Origin of the sequence: Nocardia amamiensis NBRC 102102, from assembly GCF_001612745.1 — a bacterium.
Taxonomy (GTDB): domain Bacteria; phylum Actinomycetota; class Actinomycetes; order Mycobacteriales; family Mycobacteriaceae; genus Nocardia; species Nocardia amamiensis.
Genome location: NZ_BDBA01000201.1, coordinates 1 through 18,045, shown reverse-complemented (window position 1 = coordinate 18,045; position 18,045 = coordinate 1). Strand labels below are relative to the sequence as shown.

18 protein-coding genes are annotated in these 18,045 nt (G+C 67.7%); 9 read left to right on the top strand and 9 right to left on the bottom strand.

Annotation, left to right across the window (positions count from 1 at the left end; genetic code table 11):
- On the top strand, nucleotides 1-542 hold a 542-nt coding region (locus tag NA4_RS30310; protein WP_174553018.1), incomplete at its 5' end, for an erythromycin esterase family protein.
- Here NA4_RS30310 and NA4_RS30305 read toward each other — a convergent pair.
- Nucleotides 530-1,408: a helix-turn-helix transcriptional regulator gene (locus NA4_RS30305; protein ID WP_067477793.1), complete on the bottom strand. Its 879-nt coding sequence runs from the start codon at nucleotides 1,406-1,408 to the stop codon at nucleotides 530-532. The two genes, NA4_RS30310 and NA4_RS30305, sit on opposite strands and share 13 nt — an antisense overlap.
- A 139-nt stretch (nucleotides 1,409-1,547) precedes the next feature.
- On the opposite strand from NA4_RS30305, the gene NA4_RS30300 reads away from it, so the two are divergent.
- Nucleotides 1,548-2,327 carry an NAD(P)H-dependent oxidoreductase gene (locus NA4_RS30300; RefSeq protein ID WP_067477790.1) on the top strand — a complete coding sequence of 260 codons (780 nt, stop codon included), beginning with the start codon at nucleotides 1,548-1,550 and terminating at the stop codon, nucleotides 2,325-2,327.
- 40 nt (nucleotides 2,328-2,367) lie between these two features.
- Here NA4_RS30300 and NA4_RS30295 read toward each other — a convergent pair whose 3' ends face one another.
- From NA4_RS30295 to NA4_RS30280, 4 genes are all read right to left on the bottom strand, one after another.
- Complete coding sequence (locus tag NA4_RS30295; RefSeq protein WP_084497598.1) at nucleotides 2,368-3,573, bottom strand: glycoside hydrolase family 76 protein; 1,206 nt, start codon at nucleotides 3,571-3,573, stop codon at nucleotides 2,368-2,370.
- Nucleotides 3,574-3,818: 245 nt separating this feature from the next.
- Nucleotides 3,819-4,898, bottom strand: coding sequence for a redox-regulated ATPase YchF (gene ychF / locus NA4_RS30290; protein ID WP_067477787.1), 1,080 nt, complete (start codon nucleotides 4,896-4,898; stop codon nucleotides 3,819-3,821).
- 112 nt (nucleotides 4,899-5,010) lie between these two features.
- Nucleotides 5,011-5,934, bottom strand: coding sequence for a quinone oxidoreductase family protein (locus NA4_RS30285; protein WP_067477784.1), 924 nt, complete (start codon nucleotides 5,932-5,934; stop codon nucleotides 5,011-5,013).
- Nucleotides 5,935-6,057: 123 nt separating this feature from the next.
- A complete protein-coding gene (locus NA4_RS30280; protein WP_084497596.1) occupies nucleotides 6,058-6,657 on the bottom strand; it encodes a TetR/AcrR family transcriptional regulator in 600 nt (199 codons plus the stop codon).
- A gap of 75 nt (nucleotides 6,658-6,732) precedes the next feature.
- Between NA4_RS30280 and NA4_RS30275 the strand changes: the two genes are divergently transcribed.
- From NA4_RS30275 to NA4_RS30265, 3 genes are read left to right on the top strand one after another with little or no spacing between them, the layout of a single operon-like run.
- Complete coding sequence (locus NA4_RS30275) at nucleotides 6,733-7,365, top strand: NAD(P)-dependent oxidoreductase (RefSeq protein WP_067477778.1); 633 nt, start codon at nucleotides 6,733-6,735, stop codon at nucleotides 7,363-7,365.
- A 59-nt stretch (nucleotides 7,366-7,424) separates the two neighbouring features.
- On the top strand, nucleotides 7,425-8,261 hold the full coding sequence (locus NA4_RS30270; RefSeq protein WP_067477776.1) for an AraC family transcriptional regulator: 837 nt from the start codon (nucleotides 7,425-7,427) through the stop codon (nucleotides 8,259-8,261).
- An 11-nt stretch (nucleotides 8,262-8,272) separates the two neighbouring features.
- Nucleotides 8,273-8,695, top strand: a complete 423-nt coding sequence (locus tag NA4_RS30265) for a VOC family protein (RefSeq protein ID WP_067477805.1) — start codon at nucleotides 8,273-8,275, stop codon at nucleotides 8,693-8,695.
- Between the two features lie 46 nt (nucleotides 8,696-8,741).
- Here NA4_RS30265 and NA4_RS30260 read toward each other — a convergent pair whose 3' ends face one another.
- The 3 genes from NA4_RS30260 to NA4_RS30250 form a co-directional block, all read right to left on the bottom strand.
- On the bottom strand, nucleotides 8,742-9,536 hold the full coding sequence (locus tag NA4_RS30260; protein WP_067477802.1) for a carbohydrate ABC transporter permease: 795 nt from the start codon (nucleotides 9,534-9,536) through the stop codon (nucleotides 8,742-8,744).
- Nucleotides 9,537-9,643: 107 nt separating this feature from the next.
- Nucleotides 9,644-10,519 (bottom strand): carbohydrate ABC transporter permease, encoded by an 876-nt coding sequence (locus tag NA4_RS30255; RefSeq protein ID WP_245671652.1) that lies wholly within the window; start codon nucleotides 10,517-10,519, stop codon nucleotides 9,644-9,646.
- 47 nt (nucleotides 10,520-10,566) lie between these two features.
- Nucleotides 10,567-11,880, bottom strand: coding sequence for an ABC transporter substrate-binding protein (locus NA4_RS30250; RefSeq protein ID WP_067477771.1), 1,314 nt, complete (start codon nucleotides 11,878-11,880; stop codon nucleotides 10,567-10,569).
- Nucleotides 11,881-12,084: 204 nt separating this feature from the next.
- Between NA4_RS30250 and NA4_RS30245 the strand changes: the two genes are divergently transcribed.
- The 4 genes from NA4_RS30245 to NA4_RS30230 all read left to right on the top strand — a co-directional run bounded on the left by NA4_RS30245 (nucleotide 12,085) and on the right by NA4_RS30230 (nucleotide 16,920).
- On the top strand, nucleotides 12,085-14,343 hold the full coding sequence (locus NA4_RS30245; protein WP_067477768.1) for a carbon starvation CstA family protein: 2,259 nt from the start codon (nucleotides 12,085-12,087) through the stop codon (nucleotides 14,341-14,343).
- A 50-nt stretch (nucleotides 14,344-14,393) separates the two neighbouring features.
- Complete coding sequence (locus NA4_RS30240) at nucleotides 14,394-14,597, top strand: YbdD/YjiX family protein (RefSeq protein WP_067477799.1); 204 nt, start codon at nucleotides 14,394-14,396, stop codon at nucleotides 14,595-14,597.
- 161 nt (nucleotides 14,598-14,758) lie between these two features.
- Entirely contained in the window at nucleotides 14,759-16,381 is a 1,623-nt protein-coding gene (locus NA4_RS30235; protein WP_373862851.1) for a DNA-3-methyladenine glycosylase 2 family protein, read from the top strand.
- A complete protein-coding gene (locus NA4_RS30230) occupies nucleotides 16,378-16,920 on the top strand; it encodes a methylated-DNA--[protein]-cysteine S-methyltransferase (RefSeq protein WP_067477765.1) in 543 nt (180 codons plus the stop codon). The genes NA4_RS30235 and NA4_RS30230 overlap by 4 nt, the downstream gene beginning before the upstream one ends.
- A gap of 26 nt (nucleotides 16,921-16,946) precedes the next feature.
- Here the strand turns inward: NA4_RS30230 and NA4_RS30225 are convergent.
- The coding region (locus tag NA4_RS30225) for an SbcC/MukB-like Walker B domain-containing protein (RefSeq protein ID WP_281180077.1) at nucleotides 16,947-18,045 on the bottom strand (1,099 nt) is incomplete at its 5' end.

Below are 18,045 nucleotides of genomic sequence, written 5' to 3'. Positions count from 1 at the left end.
CCGGCTACGACCACGCCGTCGCGCACGCGCGCACCGCCCAGGGCCTGCTGCGCTATCACGCGGCCATGGCCGGCCACGGACCCGATCGCATCGCGACCTTGCTCAGCCTGCGCGCCGAGATGATGGCCGACAATCTGCTCGCGATCGTCGCCCAGGAGCAGCGACGCGGGCCGAGCCTGGTATTCGCGCACAATGAGCACCTGAAACGTGCGCAGTCCGACATCTCGGTCGGCGAGGACGACGTGAACTGGTACAGCGCAGGCGCACTCGTCGCGCTCACCCTCGGCGAGCGCTACATGTTCCTGGCAATCGACGCCAGTCCCGACAGCGATCCGGACACCCTCCAGCGTGTGTTGGCCGAGGCGACCATCCGCCGCGCGCTGTTCCCAGCACAGGACCTACGGGCCGCGCTTCCACCGGCGATCGGCACGGCCAAACCCATTCTGCCCGGCCACATCCCGCTGACCCCGGCAGACCTGGACAGCGCCGATGCGGTCATCTTCATCGCCGACACCGATGGAAAACGGCATCAATACTGGTAGCGGCCCTCGTCGCCGGCTCGTCGGGGTTCGTTCGCAGGGTTCGTCCCAGCGGTGTCGTCGGTCGCGCCCAGGCTGGCGAGTAAGCGCAAGTTGTCGTGGGCGGCGGTGCCGGGGGCGGCCGATTGCGTGACGAATTCTGTTCCGGTGGTGTCCGGGAGAGCGAAGTTTTCCTGGTGCAGTTCCAGGTAGCCGACCAAGGGGTGGTTGTATGCCTTGCGGCCGTGGGTGCGGGTGCGGACGTCGGCGCGTGCCCATAGGCGGCGGAAGCGTTCACTGTGCATGGCGAGTTCGCCGATGAGGGAAGCCAGCTCAGGGTCGTCGGGGTGGCGGCCTGCTGCCAGGCGCAGGTGGCCGACGGTGTCGAGGGTGCAGGCATCCCAGTCGGCGAACAGCGCGCGCCCTTCGTCGGTCAGGAAGACGTGCCGGGCAATGTTCAATCCCTGCGCGCGGCGTCCGTAGAGCAGGTCGGCGTGCCGGTTCGCGGCAAGCACCGTCAGGCGGTGGTCGATGAGGAACGCGGGGGCGTCGGCGACGAGGTCCAGCACCCGCAGCAGCTCGGGTCGCAGCCGCGGTGTGGACGCCGGCCGGGGCGTTCGGGCCGGACGGTGGGCGAGCCGGTGCAGATGGTCGCGTTCCACCTCGTCCAGACCGAGCACCCGCGCGAGCGCGTTCAGGACCTGCGCGGACGGTTGACGCGCCCGCCCCTGCTCGAGGCGGACGTAATAGTCGACGCTCACCCCGGACAGGTGCGCTACCTCCTCGCGCCGCAGCCCGGTCACCCGGCGGCGCGAATCGGCGGGGATGCCCATGGTTTCCGGGTCGACCCGGGCTCGCCGCGTGCGCAGGAAGTCGGCCAGGTCGTCCATCACTCCAGTATCCGTGCCCAGCCCACCGGCCGGGTGGCCCCGTCGGTACCAGGAAGTCAGGTCCTACGGACAAAGCGTCCCTGAAAGGCGCCCGGCCGCGCCCCGCAGGATCGAAGACACATCGACCCGAGGAGCAAACATGAAAGTCTTCATCGTGCACGCCCACCCCGAACGACGGTCGCTGAACGGCGCACTGACCGACATCGCGGTGGACACTCTGACCGGTGCGGGCCACGAGGTGCAGGTCAGTGATCTGTATGCGATGCGCTGGAAACCCATCATCGACGCCGACGATTTCGGCGCCGCCGCGTCGAACCCGCTGGATCCGATCCACGATTCCGGACGGGCGTACGAGACCGGCACGCTCACCGCCGATATCCGCGCAGAACAAGACAAGTTGTGGTGGGCCGACACGGTGATCTTCCAGTTCCCCCTGTGGTGGTACACGATGCCCGCGATCCTCAAGGGCTGGGTCGACCGCGTGTTCACCTACGGCTTCGGCTACGGCGTGGGCGAGCACAACGAAACCCGGTACGGCGACCGCTTCGGCGAGGGCGTCCTCCAAGGCAAGCGTGCCATGCTGTCGGTGACGGTCGGCGGCCCGGAATCCCACTACTCCGACCGCGGCATCAACGGGCCGATCGACGACCTGCTGTATCCGATCCAGCACGGCATTCTTTACCACCCCGGCATGCAGGTGCTGCCGCCGTTCGTGCTGTACCGCACGGTACGGATGCCACCCGAGACCTTCGCAGACGCGACCGAGCTGTGGCAGGAACGGCTGCTCACCCTGGAAGACACCGACCCCATCCCGTACCGCAGCCAGAACGGCGGCGACTACGAAATACCGGCAGCACGGCTGCGCGCAGGATTGGAAGCGCCGGGCCGCACCGGTTTCGGCCTACACGTACACGCCTGAGCTACCGGTCATTTGGTGCCGCACCCGGCCGCCGCGAGGCTCAGTTTCCTGCGGCGGTGAGCTGGTAATCCGCTTCGAGCAGCATCCATCCGCTCAGCTGTACCGAGAGATCGCGGCTCAGGTTCGCCGACGAAGCAGCGGACGAGTGCGTGAGCTGGAGAAAGGTTTCCGGATGCGCCGGCACCATGACCGGGCGGGTCCAGTCCATACCGAACAGCGGTAGCCCATCCACCTCGGCGCGGTTCTTCCAGGCCGCCTGCGCGGAAGCGTGCACGATATTCGCGGCGGTCGAGTCGCCCAAGGACAGTGCGGCTTCCGCGAGATATCTGGCGAGGATACCCATGAACAGCCCGGAGTCGTCCCCGGCGGCCGCGGCAATCACCCCTGTGTCCGTGAGGCCGTCCGCGACCGCGGCAACGAGGGCTGCCACGCGCCTGTGATGGCCGGATTCACCTGTGCGCACTGCCAGCTCGGTTTCCAGCCCGATGGCCACGCCCTGGCAGTAGGTGTGGACGGTCCGCTCTACTCGTCCGCCGGGCTCATGGACACCGTCGAGGATCAGGCCGCTGTCGGTGTCGCGCAATCGGGTGTACAGGAAATCGGCAAGTTGTCCGGCACGGGAGAGCTCGCCCAAACGCGCCATGGCGATACCGGTCGGACCGATCGCGGGGGTGTTGTAGTAATCGTCGCCCGACCGCCAGGGCACCGCGCCGACGACCGGGCTCCAACCCGCGATCAAGGCGGCCCGCAGCTCACCGACAGCGTCGCCGAACCGGACATCGAGCAGCCGGTCGGCACGTTCGAGCGCCAGCACCAGCCAGGACATATCGTCGTAGTACCGGTTGGTCCAGCCGGTGAGGTTGCGGGTCCGAATACCGCGTGCGAGGGCGACGACCCGGTCTATGCGTTCGGGGGTGCGGGCGCGGTACGCGGCGTCCACCGCACAGTCCAGAAGGTGGGCCTGCCACCAGTAACACCATCGTACGAAGGACTGGTCCGGCAAGGACGCAGGCCAGACGAGTGTGCCCAACCGCATCTGTGGCTGGCCCCAGAGTGTGCGCACGTGCCGCTGCACGATTGCCTGTTCCGCCAGGTCCGCCCGCATCCCGGGCTCCTCGGGGCCTGCGGATACTTTCCGCGTGATCGTCACCGCCTGCGTCGGCTGCGCCATTGCGGTGAGTGCGATCGAGGCTCCGGCCGCCGACAGCACACTGCGCCGACTGATCCCCTTGTTCAGGCGATCCATCCGCTCGGACTCCCTTTACTGAACAACGATCACCGGAGCGGGAAACCGTTCAGCTAGATCCTATCCGGCAACGACCACCGCGGCGCGGCGCCGACCGGCTGCACGAGGTGCGGGGTCAACCGCCGAGCGTGACACCTGCCGGTCCGAGTTCGAGGCACACCGTTTCGCCGTATTACACCACCCAGCAGGCGTGCCACACCCCTTCGGGAATCAATGGTTCGCCGAGTTCGACTGGACACGTTGAGCTACACGTTGAAGCGGAATTCGACGACGTCGCCGTCGGCCATGATGTAATCCTTGCCCTCCATGCGGACCTTGCCTGCGGCTTTGGCGGCGGCCATGGAGCCTGCTTCGAGCAAGTCGGCGTAGGCGACGATCTCGGCTTTGATGAAGCCGCGTTCGAAGTCGGTGTGGATGACGCCTGCTGCCTTGGGGGCGGTGTCGCCTTGGTGGATCGTCCAGGCGCGGGCCTCTTTCGGGCCTGCGGTGAGGTAGGTCTGGAGGCCGAGGGTGTGGAAGCCGGCGCGGGCAAGGGCGTGCAGGCCGGGTTCGGTTTGGCCGATGGATTCGAGGAGTTCGAGGGCGGATTCCTCGTCGAGTTCGAGGAGTTCGGCTTCCACCTTGGCGTCGAGGAAGACCGAATCGGCTGGGGCGACGGAGGCTTTCAGTTCCGCGACCTTGGCTTCGTCGGTGAGGACCGACTCGTCGGCGTTGAAGACGTAGAGGAAGGGCTTGGTGGTGAGGAGCGAAAGCTCTTTGAGGAGTTCGGTGTCGACCTTGTCGGCGGCGGCGAACAGGGTGGTGCCGTTGTTCAGGATTTCCTGGGCGGCCTTGGCGGCGTCGGCGACCGGTTTGCGGTCCTTCTTGACCTTGGCTTCCTTCTCCAAGCGGACGACCGCCTTCTCCAAGGTTTGCAGGTCGGCGAGGATGAGTTCGGTCTCGATCACCTCGATGTCGGCGGAGGGGTCGACGCGGCCGTCGACGTGCACCACATCGTCGTCGGCGAAGACGCGCACCACCTGGCAGATGGCGTCGGCCTCGCGGATGTTGGCGAGGAACTTGTTGCCGAGGCCCGCGCCCTCGGAGGCGCCCTTCACGATGCCCGCGATGTCGACGAACGACACGGTGGCGGGCACGATGCGTTCGGAGCCGAAGATCGCGGCGAGCTTGTTCAGCCGCTGGTCGGGCAGCGGAACGACGCCGACGTTGGGCTCGATGGTCGCGAACGGGTAGTTCGCGGCGAGCACGTCGTTCTTGGTCAACGCGTTGAACAGCGTCGACTTTCCGACGTTGGGCAGGCCGACGATTCCGAGGGTGAGACTCACGAGGAACAGAGTCTACGCGGCACGCCTGCCGCGAGTGGCACATGGTGGAGAGGTCTTCTCGCGAAATGCCTCAGCCGTGTGCCACTCGCGCCCGCTTCGTGGGTGGCGAGGGTCAGGGGGTTAGGACGACTTTGCCGAGGTTGGCTCGCCGCTCGATGAGGGCGTGGGCTTTGGGGGCTTCTTCGAGGGGGAACTCGGCGTGGATGGCGGGGCTGAGCCGGCCGGAGGCGAAGTACTGCCACAGCTCTTGGCGCCAGTGCTCGTAGACGTCCGGTTGGCCCTGGGCGATGCGGGCCATCTGGAAGCCGATCACCGATTTCGCGCCGACGAGCAGGTCGTATGCCTGGATGGTGCCGCCGCCGGAGCTGTAGGCGACCAAGCGGCCACCGGGGGCGAGGGCGGCGATCGCGGGCGTGAGCAGGTCGCCGCCGACGGCGTCGAGGACGTAGTCGGCGGGCGCGCCCCAGGACTCCTGGCCGTATTCGACCACGTCGTCGGCGCCGAGCTTCTGCACGAACTCCGCTTTGGCGAGATCGGACACCGCGCCGACCACGCGCGCCGCGCCACGGACCCGCGCCAGCTGGACCGCGAGGTGGCCTACGCCGCTCGCGGCGGCGGTGATCAGCGCGGACTCCCCCTCCTTCGGTGCGGCGGCGTCGAGCGCACCGAGCGCCACCAGCCCGCTGCGCACCAGCGCGACCGCGTCGACGGAGGAAGCTCCGTCGGGAATCGGTGAGGCCATTGCGGCCGAGAGCAGCGCATAGTCGGCGTAACCGTGTCCGAACACCAGGCCCGTCACGCGGTAGCCGGGCGCGTACCCGTCGACGCCCTCGCCTACCGCGACCACCTCTCCGGCGATCTCCCCGCCCAGCGCGATCGGCTCACGCTGCTCGCGTACCTTCCGCACCACCGGCAGGGTCACACCGACCGCCTCGACGCGGACCAGAAGCTCACCCGGCCCTGGCGTCGGGACCTCGACCGAGACGAGCTCGAGCACCTCGGGACCACCGCTGCGCTCGTATTGCACCCGCCGCATCGCACCTCCAGAAATCGTTAGAAGGGGCAACGGTAGCGCCCGAACCCACTCAACTACACGCTGTAGTGCTCCATCTCACCGTCTGCTGCCTGCCGCGGAGAGGTTGCCCGCCGTCCGGGCGAATCAGCTGGAAGCACCGCTGGCAGACGGGCCGAGGCCGCGAACCAGGGTCCGCGCCAAACCGCGGGCGAGTTCGTCCGATGCCGGTTCGGCGTCCGGACCGGACTGGTAGTAGCGCAGAAACGCCTGGTGGAAGCAGGCGCCGTCGAGCAGGGAGGCGGCGGCGATCACATCGGTTTCGGCGGCGATGCGGCCGAGTTCGCACTCGGCACGCAGGTATTCCGCGATTCCCGCAATGGCATGACCTGGTCCAGCCCCGTGACGCTGCATCGAATTGCGGTGCGTGGCCATGCGTTCCGGCTGCGCGAGCAGACCACCGAGCAGCGGGAGCGACTGTTGGTAGAAGCTCAGCGCGGCGCGGGCCATAGCGGTGAGATTGTCCGCTACGGTGGCCGTCCCCGGCTCGGGCGGCGCGGCGGCCGGAGTGGGCATCCGGTTGCGGAGGACGTTGAGGATGATGTCCTCCTTATCGCTGAAGTGCTTGTAGAGCGCCGCCTCGGAATATCCGGCAGCTTTGGCGATCTCCTTGGTCGTGGCGTGAACCACACCGCGGTTGCGCATGATCTCTGCCGCCGCGTCGAGGATCTGGTCGCGCGTGCCCATCACTGCTCCCGGTTGACAAGTTAGTGAGTACTCACCCATCATACGTTAGTGAGCACTCACCAACCAGGAGCACACATGCGAATCACCGTCTTCGGAGCGACCGGCAATACGGGCACGCGACTTGTTCACCAGGCACTGGCAGCAGGGCACGACGTCACGGCGGTGGTCCGGGGAAAACACTCGATGCCGGACCATCCGCGGCTGCGCGTCGTGGTGGCCGACGCAATGAATCCCGTGGACATCGTCGAAGCGGTGCGCGGCGCAGACGCCGTGCTCGACACCATCGGGTCGCGCGAGAAAGGACCCACCTCGGTCTGCACGGACGCGGCACTGTCGATCAGCAAGGCAATGGAACTAGCGGGCGTGCAGCGTCTTGTCGTGGTGAGCAACAGCGCCGGAGTCCCCGGGCCGGGCGATGATTGGTTCACTCGCTTCGTGGTGAAACCGCTCATCCTTCGTCCGCTTCTGCGGCACAGCCTGGGCGATATGGCCGCCGCGGAGCACGCGGTTCGCGATTCGGCACTCGACTGGACGATCGTCCGCGCACCACAGCTCACCGACAACGCGGCAAAGGGCTCCTACCGCACAGCGGTCGAGCGCAACGTGCTGTTCGGCATTCGTATCACCCGCGACGACCTGGCCGCCTGTCTGCTCGACCTGGCCACGGAGCAAGCAGCGATCCACAAGCATGTCAACGTGGCGAACTGATCGCGGAAGCTTCGCTGAGGCGACCTTGCGATAGCCGACATGCGGCGTAGCGTGACCGTATGGAGCCGACCACGGAGGTGGTGACGGCGCGTCCGGCACCCATGCTCGCGGCGTTCATCGACCGCTATCTCGGCTACCGCATGGCCGGGTTCGCCGCGGCGATCCATCGCGGGTTGCCTTCGCGGCATATGACTTTCATCGTGGCCATCGGCCCCACCATTGATGTCGTCGAGCAGACCGATCCGCGCCAGTCCCCGCAGAACTATCGCTGCGTGCTGAGCGGGCTACAGGCGAGCACCGCGCTGATCGCGCACGACGGCTATCAGGAAGGGGTGGCCGTGGCATTGACGCCGCTGGGGTGCCGGACCTTGTTCGGCATCCCAGCCGCGGCGCTGTGGGACACGTCGGTCGAATTCGCCGACGTGGTGGGTCCGGTGGGCGTGGAGTTGTGGGAACGGTTGCAACACGCGCCGAGCTGGCCGGAACGCTTCGCCGCCTGCGACAGCGTGCTCTCGGCCCTCGCCGATCCCGGTCGTGTGGTGGGTCCCGAACTCACCTGGGCATGGCGCATGTTGGTCCGCTCCGGCGGCGGCATCGCGGTCGGCCCGCTGGCCGAGGAGATCGGCTGGAGCAGGCAGCATCTCACACGCCGGTTCAACAGCGAGTTCGGCCTGAGCCCGAAGCTGGCGGCCCGGATCACCCGCTTCGAGCGCGCCCGGCGGATGCTCGCGCACACTCCCTCCTACATCACCATCGCCCAGGTGGCCGCCGCCTGTGGCTACTACGACCAGGCCCATCTCGATCGCGACTTCGCCGACCTGGCGGGAACGAGCCCGACGGCCTGGCTAACCGAGGAGGTTCCATCCGTCCAAGCCTCCGACGAGTTCGGCGGATGACGATGAATGACATGACGAACCCGACAACGACTGAAACCAGCACCCGCACCGCCGTCTGGCCCACGCTCACCTTCCGCGACGCCCGCGCGATGGAAAAGTTCCTCGTGGAGGCGTTCGGCTTCCGAGAGACCGCGTGTTACGCCCGCGAGGACGACCCGTCCATCGTCGAACACGCGGAACTGCGCTGGCCGCTGGGCGGCGGCATCATGTTCGGCTCGGCGGGCAAGGACGACAGCCCGTTCGGCACCCGCCCGCCCGGCACCGATTCCGTCTATCTGGTCTGCGAGGACCCTGACGCCCTGTTCGACCGAGCCACCGCCGCGGGCGCCGAGGTGGTCCGCGGCCTGCGCGACGAGGACTACGGCTCCCGCGGTTTCACCGTCCGCGACCCTGAGGGCAATCTCTGGAGCTTCGGCACCTATTGGGGCGCTTAAGGCCCAGCCGGACGAAGACCGTCACGCGAAGGCGAGGTAGGCGCGCCTAACGACCGCCGAGCCCCGACATCGCGATGCCGCGGATGAACGCGCGCTGGGCGATCGCGTAGATCACCAGCAGCGGAAGCAGGATGACGACCGCGGCGGCCATGAGGATCGGCCACTGGGTGTGGTACTGGCCTTGCAGCCGGACCAGGCCCAGTGTCGCGGTGGCGACGTCCTCGCGCTGGATCATGACCAGCGGCCAGAGGAAGTCGTTCCACACGGTGATCCAGGTGAGCACGGCGAGCACCATGAGGGCCGGGCGGGTGTGCGGCAGCAGGACCCGCCAGTAGACCTGCCAGGTCGTGCAGCCGTCGAGTATGGCGGCCTCCTCCAGTTCCGTCGGCAGTGTGCGGAAGAACTGGCGCATCAGATAGGTGCCGAACGCGCTGCCGAAAAGACCGGGCACGATCATCGCCCACGGGGTGTCCACCCAGCCGAACGCACGCATCAGCAGGAACTGGGGAATCACCGTCACGGTCAGCGGCACCATCAGCGTGGCGAGGTAGGCCAGGAACAGCATGTCGCGCCCGCGGAAGCGCAAGCGCGCGAAGGCATAACCGGCCAGCGAGCAGAAGAAGACCTGCCCCGCCGTAACGCACAGCGCGTAGACGGTGGTGTTGAGCAGCATCCGCCCCAGCGGCAACAGGTCGAAAACCTTCCCGTAGTTCGACCACTGCGGCCGCTCGGGAAGCAACGCGGCGTCGGCGATCTCACCGTCCCGCTTCAGCGACCCGGACACCGCCCACAGAATCGGCAGGAGCGCACACCACGCGACGCCGGCCAGCGCGGCATACATCGCCGCCCCGCGGACTACTCGCCGCACGATCGCCCGCTCGACCCGTCCGCTCGCGACAACCTCGCCGCGCCGCGCGGGCAGCGCTCGCCGCACCGCCTCGACAGCGTTCATTGCTCGACCTCCGCCCGCCGGGCAATCCGCAATTGCAGCAGTGTCAGCAGGAACAGCATCGCAAAGATCACCCAGGCCAGCGCGGAGGCGTAGCCCACCTCGTAGAAGCCGAAGGCGTTCTGGAACAGCATGATTCCCAACAGGTAGGTGCCTGTCTCCGGACCCCCGTTGCCGCCGGTCAATGCGTATGCCTGGTCGAATGCCTGCACCGAATTGATGATCGTGATGATGAAGACGAACGACAGCGGCCCCCGGATCAGCGGCAGGGTGATGGCGGAGAACCGCCGCAGTGCCCCGGCGCCGTCGATCATCGCGGCTTCGTAGAGCGTCTCCGGCACGCCCTGCATGGCGGCGAGCAGGATGACCGTCGCGAACGGCACGCTCTTCCATACGGTGACGATGCTCAGCGACACCAGCGCCCAGTCCGGGTCGGTCAGCCACGGCACCGCGTCGATGCCGAACCAGCCGAGCGCGACGTTCAGCAGTCCGTCATCGGTGAACAGAAACCGCCACACCACCGCCATGGCGACCGCGGACGCGACCAGCGGCAGAAACGCGATCGTCCGAAATATGCCGATACCGGCCGATTTTCGATTCAGCACCGCGGCTACCGCGAGTCCGATCACCACGGTGGGCACCAAGGTGAGCACCGTGAAGACGGCGGTGTTGCGAACCGCGATGAGAAACAGCGGATCGGATCCGAACAGCCTCCGATAGTTGTCCACGCCGACGAACCGCATGGGACTGAACAAGTCCCACGAATGGAAACTCAGATAGAGCGAAAAGCCCAACGGAAACAACAAGAATACCGCTACGGCTCCCACATTGGGCGCGACGAATGCCCAACCGGCTCGTTCCCGTCGCCGCGCCAAACGGGACGGGGCACGACGGGCGGCTTTGCCCTCGGTGTGCGACCGGCTCATCGTGCCTCCAGCAGGGAGTCGACGTCGGAGGCGAAGCTGCCGTTCAAGGAATCAGCGGTGGCGGCACCGCGCAGTATGCGGTTGGAGCCCCGCTCGAGCAGCGCGGAAACCTTGCCCCAGACGGGTGTCACCGGCAGGGGTCGCGAGTTTGCCGGGCCCTCGGTGAACACCTCGATATTGCGGATCTCACGGTGCGCGGCGGCGAACCCCGGCGAACTCATCGCGGACTTCAGTACCGGAACGAACAGACCGGACGCGGCGATGATTTCCTGTCCCACCGGCCCGGTCGCGAATTTGACGAATTCCCAAGCCTGTTCGATGCGCGGACTATCCGCGGCGATGGACAGTCCTGTGCTGCCGACGTCGGTGATCGCGCCGGGTCCCCCGCGCGGACCCACCGGCAGTACCGTGACGTCGATCGCGAGATCGTCGTGCCCGGCGAATTCGGAATACAGCCAATGTCCGCCCAACGCCATGGCCGCCCGCCCCCGCCGGAACAGGTCCGGCGCGGAAACCGACAGCGTATCGGCGGCTTTCGGCGCCACGCGGTGGCGCACCGCGAGGTCGGCGTAGAACTGGAACCCTTCGGCGAACCGAGGATCACCGATATTGGTTCTGGTCGGATTCACCGACGGCGTGAACCACTCGGCGCCGTTGTTCATGCCGAAGCAGGCTGCCGAGAAGTAGGGCACCCAGGCGTCGGCGAAGCCCCACTTGGTCCGCCCGGACGAATCGCGCTCGGTCAAAGCGCGGGCGGCGGCGAGGAACTCGTCGAACGACCAGGCGTCCCGCCAGCGAGCGGGCGGCGTGATCCCTGCATCGGCGAACGATTGGCGGTTGTAGTACAGGAACACGCCGGACCATTGCTCGGGCAGGGCGTACTGACCACCGGCATAGGTGAAGGTGTCGTATAGCGCGGGGTAGCTGTCGGCGCGCAACTGGGCCGCGTATTGCGGCTCGCGCTCCAGCAGAGTGTTCAGATCCAGCAGCACACCGCGCTCGGCCAAGCCGGAATACAGCAGCTCCCAGGCCATCAGCACGTCCGGGCACTTGCCGCCCGCGCAATAGGTGAGCATCTGCTGCATCGGGTCGGGACCCGACATGATGGTGCGAATCCGGATGTCCGGGTGTCGTTTCCGGAACTCGTCGATGATCTTCAGCCGCACCCGCGCCTCTTCCGGCCTGGCCTGGAAGAAGAAGGTCAGCGCGTCGTCATCGGAGCCGCAGCCGCTGCTCGCCAGCAGCGGAGCGGCCAGCGCCGACCCGAGCAGCGTCCGGCGACGGACCCGGGAGACGGGATCGGCAGGCAACTCAGCCCTCCTCCAGGGCGGATGTGGAGCTTCCTCGAACCGCATGGCAGCATACGTCTGGCTATCACAGCGTGACGGCCGACACATGAACAATATTTCACGTTGCTCGATCGGCGGCCGGAATCGGCACGACGGCGATCATCGATCGGATACGTTGTCACGTGTTTCAGCAAGATCCTGCGCGTTTCACAGGAGAGTAGGCAGATGGCGACAATCGAATATCTGCGGACCGATCCCGATCTGCCGCCCGTCGGTGTGGTCGACAAGTCCCCGATCACTCCGGCCAAGAAATTGATCTTCGCGGGGATCGCCGTACTGGGCGCCATCGCTTGGTCGGTGCTCGCGATCTCGCGTGGCGAATCGGTCAACGCCGTGTGGATCGTGATCGCCGCGGTGTGCACGTACCTCATCGCGTATCGGTTCTACGCCAGGTTCATCGAACGCAAGATCACCAAGCCGCGCGACGACCTGGCCACGCCCGCCGAAATCCTGGAGAACGGCAAGGACTACATGCCGATGGACCGGCGGGTGCTCTACGGGCACCACTTCGCCGCCATCGCGGGTGCGGGTCCGCTGGTGGGTCCGGTGCTGGCCGCGCAGATGGGCTACCTGCCGGGGACCATCTGGATCGTGGTCGGCGTGGTGCTGGCCGGGGCGGTGCAGGACTTCCTGGTGCTGTGGGTCTCGATGAAGCGGCGCGGTCGCAGCCTCGGTCAGATGGCCCGCGACGAGCTGGGCGTGATCGGCGGCTGGGCGGCCATCGTCGGCATTCTCGTGATCATGATGATCCTGCTCGCGGTGCTCGCGCTGGTCGTGGTGAACGCGCTCGCGCACAGCCCGTGGGGTGTCTTCTCCATCGGTATGACCATCCCGATCGCGTTGTTCATGGGCGTCTACCTGCGGTTTCTTCGGCCGGGCAAGGTCGGCGAGGTGTCCGCGATCGGGTTCGGCCTGCTGCTGCTGGCCATTGTGAGCGGCGGCTGGGTGTCGGAAACCGACTGGGGCGCGGACTGGTTCACGCTCTCGCCGGTGACCATCTCCTGGCTGCTGATCGCCTACGGCTTCTTCGCGTCGGTGCTTCCGGTGTGGTTGCTGCTGGCGCCGCGCGACTATCTGTCCACCTTCATGAAGGTAGGCACAATCGTCCTGCTCGCGGTCGGCATCCTGGTCACGCTGCCGGTGCTGCAAGCCCCGGCGGTGTCGAGTTTCGCCGGTTCGGGCAAGGGCCCGGCGTTCGCGGGCTCACTGTTCCCGTTCCTGTTCATCACCATCGCGTGCGGCGCACTCTCCGGATTCCACGCGCTGGTCTCCTCCGGAACCACGCCGAAGCTGCTGGAGAAGGAATCGCACGCGCGCATGATCGGCTACGGCGGCATGCTGATGGAGTCGTTCGTCGCGGTCATGGCCATTATCACCGCCTCGATCATCGACCAGCATCTGTACTTCGCGATGAACGCGCCGGTCGGGCTCACCGGCGGCACCGCGGAGAAGGCCGCTGCCTACACCAACAGTCTCGGCCTCAGCGGCCCCCCCACGACGGCTGCGGAGCTGAGCCAGGCCGCGAGCGACGTCGGCGAGACGACCATCATTTCCCGCACAGGCGGCGCGCCGACGCTGGCGGTCGGCATCTCCGAGGTGTTCCACCAGTTCCTCGGCGGCGCGAGCATGAAGTCGTTCTGGTACCACTTCGCGATCATGTTCGAGGCGCTGTTCATCCTCACTACGATCGACGCGGGCACCCGGGTGGCACGGTTCATGCTGTCGGACGCGCTGGGCAATTTCGGCGGCGTGGCGAAGAAGTTCCGTGATCCGTCCTGGCGGGTCGGGGCGTGGCTGTGCTCGGCGCTCGTGGTCGCCGCGTGGGGATCGATCCTGCTGATGGGCGTCACCGATCCGCTGGGCGGCATCAACACGCTGTTCCCGCTGTTCGGCATCGCCAACCAGCTGCTCGCGGCGATGGCGTTGACCGTGGTGCTGGTGATCCTGGTGAAGAAGGGCCTGGCGAAATGGGCCTGGGTCCCTGGCATTCCGCTGGCCTGGGATCTCGCGGTGACCATGACCGCGTCCTGGCAGAAGATCTTCTCCGCCGATCCGAAACTGGGGTACTGGAAGCAGCACAGCATCTGCCAGGCGGCGCAGGAGGCCGGGAAGCTGTGCCTGACCGCGAAGACCCCCGACGACATGAGCGCGATCGTGCGCAACACCTTCATCCAGGGCACGTTGTCGGTCGTGTTCGCGGTGCTGGTGCTGATCGTGGCGGTCGTCGGCGCGGTGGTTGCCTTCCGTGCCTGGCGCTCCGGCGAGACGGCGACCACCGAGACGCCGGAGGAGCCGTCGAAGATCTTCGCACCCAGCGGGTTCGTCGCCACCGCGGCGGAGAAGGAAGTCCAGAAGCAGTGGGACGAGCTGATCGCGACCGGACAGGTGCGCGCGCCCGGCGCGGCGCACGTGCACGCGCAATGAACACTTCCGCCACGGGTGCCGGCCGGTCCGTGCGACCGGCCGGCACCCGGCTGCGCGCCACTGCCCGTGCCTGCGGGAACGGCGTTCGCGCCGGCATCTGGTGGTTCAACTCGATCCTGGGTGGACAGGACTACCCGCGCTACGTCGAGCACCTGCGCCGCAGGCACCCGGAGTGCGCGATTCCGACCGAACGGGAGTACTGGCGGCAGCGGCATGACGAGGCGGACCGCAATCCGGCCAACCGCTGCTGCTGATTTTGGTGCGTGCCGTCGCACGACGTTTTGGTGCTTCGCACTACTGCCGCCGCGTATACATGCTGCGATGTCATGACGCTTGTGCGAAGTGCCGACAGCCCTCTGTGACGATGGCGGATTTCCGCTAGCACAGGTCCGCCGTAGCTGACATTGTGGTGAACGTGACGATCACGGCATTGGATTTCGAACGGTGCTATCGGGCGGTGTCGACCCGAGACTCGCGATTCGACGGACAATTCTTCACCGCGGTGCGGACCACCGGAATCTATTGCCGCCCTTCGTGTCCGGCGATCACCCCGAAGCGGGCAAACGTGTCGTTCCTACCGACCGCCGCCGCGGCCCAGCAGGAAGGCTACCGGGCTTGCCGCCGCTGTCTGCCGGACGCCGCGCCGGGTTCGCCACTGTGGAACACCAGGGCGGATCTGGCCGCGCGGGCCATGCGGCTGATCGGTGACGGTGTCATCGAACGCGGCGGGGTGCCTGCGCTGGCCGCCACGCTCGGCTATTCGCAGCGGCAGCTCACCCGGGTGCTGACCACCGAGCTCGGCGCGGGGCCGCTGGCACTGGCTCGTGCACACCGGGCGCACACCGCGCGGCTGCTGATCCAGACCACCACGATGCCCATGTCCGATATCGCGTTCGCGGCGGGATTCGCCTCCATCCGCCAGTTCAACGACACGGTGCGCGAGGTGTTCGCGGTCAGCCCCACCACCATGCGGACCGAGGCCCAGCGCGCGAAATCGGGCACCTCCGGTCGTCCGGCGCCCGCAGGCAACGGCTCGCTCACGCTGCGGCTGCCCTACCGGGAACCGCTGGACCGCGCGTGGCTGGAGTGGTTCCTGTCCGCGCACGTCGTGCCCGGCATGGAGCTGTGGGACAACGGCACCTACACGAGGAACCTCCGCACGCCACACGGGCACGCCACCGTGCGGCTCGGTTTCCAGCGCGACCATGTGCGGGCCGAGTTGTCTTTGCAGGACATGCGCGATCTGGCGCCGACGGTGGCGCGGCTGCGGCATCTGCTGGATCTGGATGCCGACCCGGTGGGTATCGATGAGGCGCTCGGCGTCGGGCCAGGGGCGCACGGGCCGTCCTCGGAACAGTTGTCGGAGCACCACACCGACTATTTGCCGGATGCCGGTGCGGGCTCGCCGCCGGACGCCGAGGCGATACCCGAGGCCGATCGGTTCGGCGCGATGCGCCCGTCGTTCACGCCGGGCATCCGGGTGCCCGGCTGCCTGGATGGAGCGGAACTTCTGCTGCGCACCATGATCGGGCAGCAGATCTCGGTCGCCGCGGCGGCCACGCACACGGCGCGGCTGGTCGAGGCGCTCGGCGAGCGCGTCGACGGTCCGATCCCGCTGCTGTTCCCGACGCCGGAGGTGATCGCCGAGCGCGGCGCCGAAGTCTTGACCGGCCCGGCACGACGGATCCGCTCCATCGTCGCTGCCGCGGAGGCGCTCGCCGCCGGGGAGCTGCTACTGCACCAGGGACGTACCGCAGCCGACCTGCGCCGCGATCTGCTCGCGCTGGACGGCGTCGGGCCGTGGACGGCCGACTACGTGACCATGCGCCTGCTCGCCGATCCGGACGTCCTGCTCAGCACCGATTTGGTCGTCCGCCGAGGCGCGAGCCTCCTGGGCATCGATCTGACGGATACCGCGCGCTGGGCGCCGTGGCGGTCGTACCTGTCGATGCACCTCTGGAAAGCGGCCCTGACCGACCGCGCCACATCCACCAAAGTCCCCGCGCTCGCCACCACGAAAGGCAGTGTCGAATCATGAACGCCACCATCACCATTCCCGCCGCAGTCAACGGAAAGGTCACTTCTACAGCGGATTTCGCGATTACCGACACCCCGATCGGGCCGTTCACCACGCTCGTCGACGCGGAGGGCGCGGTCTTGGCCTCCGGCTGGACCTCCGATGCGGAGAACCTGCGCGGCTTGATCCATCCCACGTTGCGCCCTGACCGGCTGCGGCAACGCGATGCACTGGGCGAGGTGACCAGCGCCGTGATCGCCTACCACGAGGGCGACCTCACGGCGATCGACCCGATTCCGGTTCGCCAACGCTCCGGGGAGTTCCTCGCACACGCCTGGGAGGTGCTGCGCAAGGTGCCGGCGGGCAGCCCGCTCACCTACACCGAGTTCGCCGCCCGCTCCGGCCGCCCCGACGCCACGCGCGCCGCCGCCAACGCGTGCGCCCGCAACGCCGCCGCCCTGTTCGTGCCCTGCCATCGAGTCCTGCGCATCGGCGGCGCACTGGGCGGATTCCGCTGGGGGTTGCCGGCGAAGCGCTGGCTACTCGACCACGAGGGGTGAGCGTCGACCGCGCCGGACGCCCCGAGTCAGGCGATGGTCGCTTGCAGGCGGGAGCCGGTGCGGCCGCGGAAGACGTGCAGGCGGCTGGGGATGCGTTGGCGCATTTCGTCTACGTGGCTGACCACGCCGACCACCCGGCCACCGGCGCGGAGTTCGTCGAGGACGCCCATGACGGCGTCCAGGCTGTCGGCGTCCAGGCCCCCGAAGCCCTCATCGATGAAGAGGGTGTCCAGGACAACGCCACCGGATTCGGCCGCGACGGTGTCTGCCAAACCGAGCGCCAATGACAGTGAGGCCATGAAAGTTTCGCCACCCGAGAGCGTTTTGGCGGGGCGGATGGCGCCGGTGTAGTCGTCCCGGATGTCGAGGCCGAGCCCGCCGCGGCGACCACGCGGACCCGCCTTGTCGGAGTGGACGAATTCGTAACGGCCACCGGACATCTTGCGCAACCGCAGCGACCCGGCCTGCGCCACTTCTTCCAGGCGGGCGGCCAGGACGTAGGAGTGCAGGGACATGTGCCGGTTGTTCGCGCCGCGCCCGGCGACCACGTCGGCGAGTCCCTTCAGCTCCTCGAAGGCCTGCTGGGCCGGTGCGATCCGGTCGACGGCGGCCCAGAGCTGACCACCCAGCTCCTCGAGCTGGCTCGCCCGCCTGCCTGCTTCGGCATGGGCGGCCACCGCGGCGTTCAGACTGCTCTGCGCGGCCGCTACCTGCGCGTCGAGTTCGGCCAGATCATCGGGCTCCGAAGCCGCCGCGGCCTGGATCTCCGGTTCCGCCAGCACGGCCTCCGCGTGGGCACGGGCCCGGTCGGCCGCCAAGAGTTCGGCATCGATCTCGGCCTGCCGCTCGGGCGTTCGGGATGCGGCGGTGACGACCTTCGCGTATGCGGTCAGCAACGCGACGTCATCGCGTGGGCCGCTCTCCGGGGCCGCGCGACGCACTACGCCGTCCTGGTCGCCAGGTTCCGCCGGTACGGCAGCGGCGTCGCCGGACTGGGTTGCGGTCTCCGCCTGCTCGTCCGCGGTGGTCGCCATGCGCGTTGCGGGTACGGAGCCTCCGACATCGGATGCGGAATCATCAACCTGCCCTACTTGCACGCCCGCGGCAGCCGCCAGCCGTGTCGCC